The sequence below is a fragment of the Pseudokineococcus basanitobsidens genome, from assembly GCF_037482545.1.
Classification (GTDB): domain Bacteria; phylum Actinomycetota; class Actinomycetes; order Actinomycetales; family Quadrisphaeraceae; genus Pseudokineococcus; species Pseudokineococcus basanitobsidens.
Genome location: NZ_JBBIAA010000017.1, coordinates 58,823 through 63,586 on the forward strand (window position 1 = coordinate 58,823; position 4,764 = coordinate 63,586).

Consider the following 4,764-nt stretch of genomic DNA (forward strand, 5'->3'; position numbering starts at 1 on the left):
GTCTGCTCGGCGCGCCGGGAAGGCCCCGTCGACGGGCTGCGACGTCGCGTGCGCCGGGCGAGCGGTGCGACGGAGCCTCGGTCGGTGGGGCCGGTCTGGGAGGTGGTCAGGCTGCGGTCAGGCGGGCGCGGAGCTCGGCGAGCTCGTCGAGGAGCGCGGCATCTCGGCGGGCGCGGCTTTCCATCGTCTGACGCGAGCGCCGGCGTCGAGCGCAGAACGGGGAGCAAGTGACGGATGGCCGCCCCGGTCCAGATGACAGGGGGAAGGCGCGGGAGCACTCGGTGCAGGTGTTCACGGCTGCATTCCTTCGAGTTGACACTATTAGAGAAAAAGAGAAGGGCGCCTCGGAGTCCCACCATGAACTAGAGGCGTCCAGCTCTTCCCGATGGACAGGTCTGCGAGAGGTGCCGGATCGGCTCACCCTCGGGATGTGACCTACGTCACACGTGCTCGACGGCTGGCGCGGCGGGCGCGGTCAGAGGCGCGCAGGCACTCGGCGCACCGAGAGCTGAGGCCGTCGCGGCGACCGGCGGGGTTGCGGCGATAGGCCGAGGGCGGAAGGAGGCGCCGGCAGCCGGTGCAGACGCGGTCGGATAGCAGCGGCGCCGGGTTGAGCGCGAGCCGCTCGCGTATGAGGCGGGCAGCCGCGGAGCGGACGTCCGCGGGCAGAGGGTCGGGGCTGGTCATGCCCTAGAGGTCTGCGGGGATACTCCAGCGGCTCAGACCCCCTAGATCGGGGGGTTTGAGGCCCCCTCTCTTATCTAGGCTCTATGAGTCGTCGTCATAGAGCAGCAATGGGAGAGGGTGGCTCAAACCCCCTGGATCGGGGGGTTTGAGGGGTCAGAACGGGACCTCGTCGCCGGCCCAAACGAGCCGGAGCCGCTCGTCGCCGCGCCACGGCGCGTTCCCGCCGCCGTGGCCGCCGGGGAGGACGTCGACGCGGTCGAGGGAGAGGGCGAGGAAGTCGCGTCGCTCCTCGACGGTCCAGGCCTGCCACGGGGAGTCTGGCTGGCGGTGGTCGAGGCCGTCCTCGACGACGTCGCGGAGGACGGCAAGGAGGGCGCTGAGGTCGTCCTGCGCCGTGGGAGGGGACGCCGCGGCGAGAGCCTCCTCGGCTGCCGCGAGGCGCTGCTCCAGCGTGGCGGCCTGGCGGCGGTAGCGCTCGGTCCCGGAGGTGCCGTCGAAGACGCCGGCGGCTCGGTCGTCGTCGAGGCGCTCGAGGGACGCGCGGGCATCGGCGACGCTCGCGGCAGCCAGACGGGCGGCGGCCTCGGCGGCGGGGTCGGTGGTCGAGGCGCTGTAACGCTCGGCGACGGCGCGCACGAGGGCGACGTCGGCGGGGTCCTCGAGGTCGGCGTGAGCCAGGCGACGCCAGACCTCGTCCACGACGTACTCGTCTGCCTGGCGCATGGCGACCGCGGTGCCGGAGCACTTGCTCGATCCGCGGCGGTGCAGGGAGCACCTGTAGGTGCCGCGACCGTCGGCGCGGCGGTCGCCGGCCATGCGGGAGCCGCAGGAGCCGCACCGGAGGAGCTCAGAGCCGCCGAGGAGCGTCGGCGTGGGCCGTGGTCCTCGCCCGCCCCCGCGGCCATCTAGGACCTCCTGGAGGCGCCACCACGTCGACGGCTCGACGGCGGCCTCGCCGACCTCGACGAGGCGACCGTCGTCGTCGCGGGCGGGCGAAATGCTGTAGCCCTTGCCGGTGCCGGCGGGGTGACGCTGCGGGAGGTAGCCCGCGAGGGCAGGGGAGCGCAGCGCGCGGGCCAGGGTTGATGTCGCCCACTCGCCGCCACCGCGGGTGGTCGTGCCCTCGACGTTGAGGCGCTTCGCCTCGCCCGCGACGGAGGCTCCGCCGATCACGCGGCCGGCGACGTCGGCGATGACGGCGGCCTCGGCGGGCTCGACGTGGAGGCGGAGGAGGGTGAGGCCGTCGACGGACTCGCGGACGGCGCGGGTCCCGAACGGCGGCGTTCCGCCGGACCACGAGCCGGCGCGGCGGAGTACGGCCTTCGTGCCGCGCGTGCGCTGGGAGATGCTGGCGGACTCCTGCTCGGCGAGAGCGGCGAAGAGGCCGAAGATGCCGCGCCCCATCGGCGTCGATGTGTCGAGCGACTCGGTCGCCGAGACCAAGGAGGCGCCGGCTGCCTCGAGCTCGTCGATGAGCCGGACGGCCTCGCCGACGCCGCGCCGCGTCAGGCGGTCGAGCCGGTAGACGACGACGGCGTCGCCCTCGCCTCGGCGCACGGCCTCGAAGAGCTGCTCGAGCGCGGGGCGGCGGGCGCGGGGGTCGTAGCCGGAGACGCCGACGTCCTCGAAGTGGGCGACGTGGGTCCAGCCCTGAGAGGCGACGTAGGCGGCGGTTTGCTGGCGCTGGGCCTCGGGTGAGCCCTCGGAGTCGTCTTCACGCTGGCGAGACTGGCGACCGTAGGTGAGGGCGCGGGAGGGTCCGTGTGCCATGTGCGCACCGTAGCGCTCGCGGTGGAGCGGGGCACCCCGCTGGCGGACGTCCTGCGCGCCCAGGCGCAGGACGTCCGCGACGAGGGGCGGCGGGCGCTGCTCGAGAGCGGGGGGCGCAAGGAGATCGCGATGATGGTCCCCGTCGTCTTCCTCGTGCTGCCCATCACGGTGGCCTTCGCGGTGTTCCCGGGCCTGGCGGTGCTGAGGCTCGACCTGTGAGCGCCCGCTGCGGGGCCCCGGTGCAGACCCACCCGCGGGGGCACGCCCCCGTGGACCGGCACGACCCGGCGCGGGCCCTCCGCGACCGGCACGGCGAGGAGGACGGACGAGGCCATGACGCAGGCGATGAGCAGGACCATGACGAGGGCGAGGTCCGCGGCGGCGGCCGCGGGCGGGGCCGTGCTGGGGCGCGTGCGCGGCGTGCCCCGCGACGACCGCGGCGACGTGCCGGGCTGGGTCATGGTCACGCTGATGACGGCCGGTCTGGTCGTGGCGCTGTGGGCGGTCGCAGGACCGCGGCTCCAGCAGGTCTTCACCACGGCGATGGACCGCGTGCTCAGCGGCGGCTGAGCGGCGGGACGGCGCCGCCGGAGCGGTGGTGGCCCCACGGGGACCGCGGCTCGGCCGTCGCCGACTTCGCCCTCGTGGCGGGTCTGCTCACCCTCCTGCTCGCGGGCGTGGTGCAGCTGGCGGTCGTGCTGCACGTGCGCGCCACCGTCGTCGACTGCGCCTCCGAGGGGGCGCGGCTGGGGGCGCTCGCCGACCGGACGCCCGCGGACGGGGCCGAGCGCACCCGCGTCCTCGTCGCCGCGGCGCTGTCCCCGGCGTACGCGCGCGACGTGAGCGCGTCGACGACGTCCGTGGGCGGTCGCCAGGTCGTGGAGGTGGTCGTCCGGGCGCCGCTCCCGGTGGCCGGGCTCCTGGGGGTGGACGACGTCCTGACGGCGCGCGGGCACGGTCTCGTCGTCGGGGGAGCGCCGCCGTGAGCGGTCGTCCGTCGGCCCGCGGGTCCCGGGCCGGTCGAGCGGGGTGGCTGCTGCGGCGGGTGCGGGACGTCGTCGGCGCGGGTCAGGAGCGCGGGAGCGCCGTCGTCGAGTTCGTCGTGCTGGGCACCCTCCTGCTGGTGCCGGTCGTCTACCTGGTGCTCTGCGTGTCGCGCCTGCAGGCCGCGTCCTTCGCCGTCGAGGGGGCGGCCCGGGAGGCCGCGCGCGTCGTCGCGGGGCCCGGTGGTGCGGCGGCGTCCGCGGCGGACGCGGACGCCGTGGTCTCGCTCGCCCTGGCCGACCAGGGATTCGACCGCGAGGCGGCGAGGCTGCAGGTGCGCTGCGAGGCGACCCCGTGCGCCTCTCCCGACGCCCTGGTGGAGGCGACCGTCACCCTCGACGTCGTCCTGCCGGGCGTCCCCGCGCTCGTCGCGGGCGTCGTCCCCGCGTCCGTCGAGGTACGTGCCTCCGGGAGCGCCTCCGGCGACCGGTTCGCGGTGTCGGGATGACGGCGCGTCCCCCGTCCGCCGGTGGGGGTCCGGTCGCAGGACGGCTCGCCGGTGACGACGGGCAGGTGGCGGTCCTCGTCCTGGGCTACGCCGTCCTGGCCCTGGCGCTCGTCCTCGTGGTGACCGGCGCGTCCGCGGTCCACCTGGAGCGCAAACGCGTGCTCGCGGTCGCCGACGCGGCGGCCGGCGACGCGGCGGACGCCCTGGACGAGGGCGCGTACTACGCCGACGGCGCCGCGTCCCTCGGCCGCGGCGTCCCCCTCACCGACGACGCCGTCCGCGCCGCGGTCGGCGAGCACCTGCGGCGCAGCGCGGCCGCCCGCGCCGTCGAGGGCCTCCGGGTGGGCCCCGGGACGGGGACGCCCGACGGCAGGACGGCGCAGGTCGAGCTCCTGGCGCCCGTGCGGCTGCCCCTCGTGGGGCTCGGACCTCAGGAGCTGGTCGGGGGTGACCGGCTCACGCTCGTGGTGACGGCGCGAGCCAGGACCGACCTCGCGCCCCTGTGAGGCAGTGCCCGAGGGCAGGGCCGGCGTCCGGACGACGTGCCGGACGGAGCCGTCGGGCCGGGAGGGCGGCGCCCGCCGGGCCCCCCGGGGGGCGCCCACGGGTGGTGGAGAGCACCTCCGCCCGTGGGGTAACGTTCATCTCGCCGCAAGGGGGCCGGGACACCGGCCGGGTCGGGCAGCCACAGGCTGTTGACGGGCTCGGACGAGATGGTCTAGGTTCGAGCGGTTGCCTCCTGGAGGGACGGGCCCACGGGTCCGGACGCCAGGCGGGTCTGCTTCTTGAGAACTCAACAGCGTACCGAAGTCGAA

At 75.7% G+C, this 4,764-nt stretch carries 5 protein-coding genes and 1 pseudogene; 5 read left to right on the forward strand and 1 reads right to left on the reverse strand.

The genetic code is table 11. The annotated features are described in order from the left end of the window. Positions 1-840: 840 nt before the first annotated feature. Positions 841-2,457, reverse strand: coding sequence for a recombinase family protein (locus WDZ17_RS12910; RefSeq protein ID WP_339575572.1), 1,617 nt, complete (start codon positions 2,455-2,457; stop codon positions 841-843). 9 nt (positions 2,458-2,466) lie between these two features. Here WDZ17_RS12910 and WDZ17_RS12915 point away from each other — a divergent pair. From WDZ17_RS12915 to WDZ17_RS12935, 5 genes and pseudogenes are all read left to right on the forward strand, one after another. Then, a pseudogene (locus WDZ17_RS12915) lies at positions 2,467-2,676 on the forward strand (type II secretion system F family protein); the annotation flags it as partial. A 138-nt stretch (positions 2,677-2,814) separates the two neighbouring features. Then, positions 2,815-3,027: a hypothetical protein gene (locus WDZ17_RS12920; protein ID WP_339575574.1), complete on the forward strand. Its 213-nt coding sequence runs from the start codon at positions 2,815-2,817 to the stop codon at positions 3,025-3,027. Continuing rightward, positions 3,024-3,443, forward strand: coding sequence for a TadE/TadG family type IV pilus assembly protein (locus tag WDZ17_RS12925; RefSeq protein WP_422631983.1), 420 nt, complete (start codon positions 3,024-3,026; stop codon positions 3,441-3,443). Before WDZ17_RS12920 ends, WDZ17_RS12925 begins: the two co-directional genes overlap by 4 nt. Continuing rightward, positions 3,440-3,949 (forward strand): pilus assembly protein, encoded by a 510-nt coding sequence (locus tag WDZ17_RS12930; RefSeq protein ID WP_339575576.1) that lies wholly within the window; start codon positions 3,440-3,442, stop codon positions 3,947-3,949. Before WDZ17_RS12925 ends, WDZ17_RS12930 begins: the two co-directional genes overlap by 4 nt. Positions 3,950-4,014: 65 nt before the next feature. Further along, positions 4,015-4,455, forward strand: a complete 441-nt coding sequence (locus WDZ17_RS12935; RefSeq protein ID WP_339575577.1) for a hypothetical protein — start codon at positions 4,015-4,017, stop codon at positions 4,453-4,455. The last annotated feature ends 309 nt before the right edge of the window (positions 4,456-4,764 follow it).

What these genes read in the sequence shown, in the direction of transcription:
- WDZ17_RS12910 (WP_339575572.1), bottom strand. Translation starts at nt 2,457, where the DNA reads ATGGCACACGGACCCTCCCGCGCCCTCACCTACGGTCGCCAGTCTCGC.
- WDZ17_RS12920 (WP_339575574.1), top strand. Translation starts at nt 2,815, where the DNA reads ATGACGAGGGCGAGGTCCGCGGCGGCGGCCGCGGGCGGGGCCGTGCTG.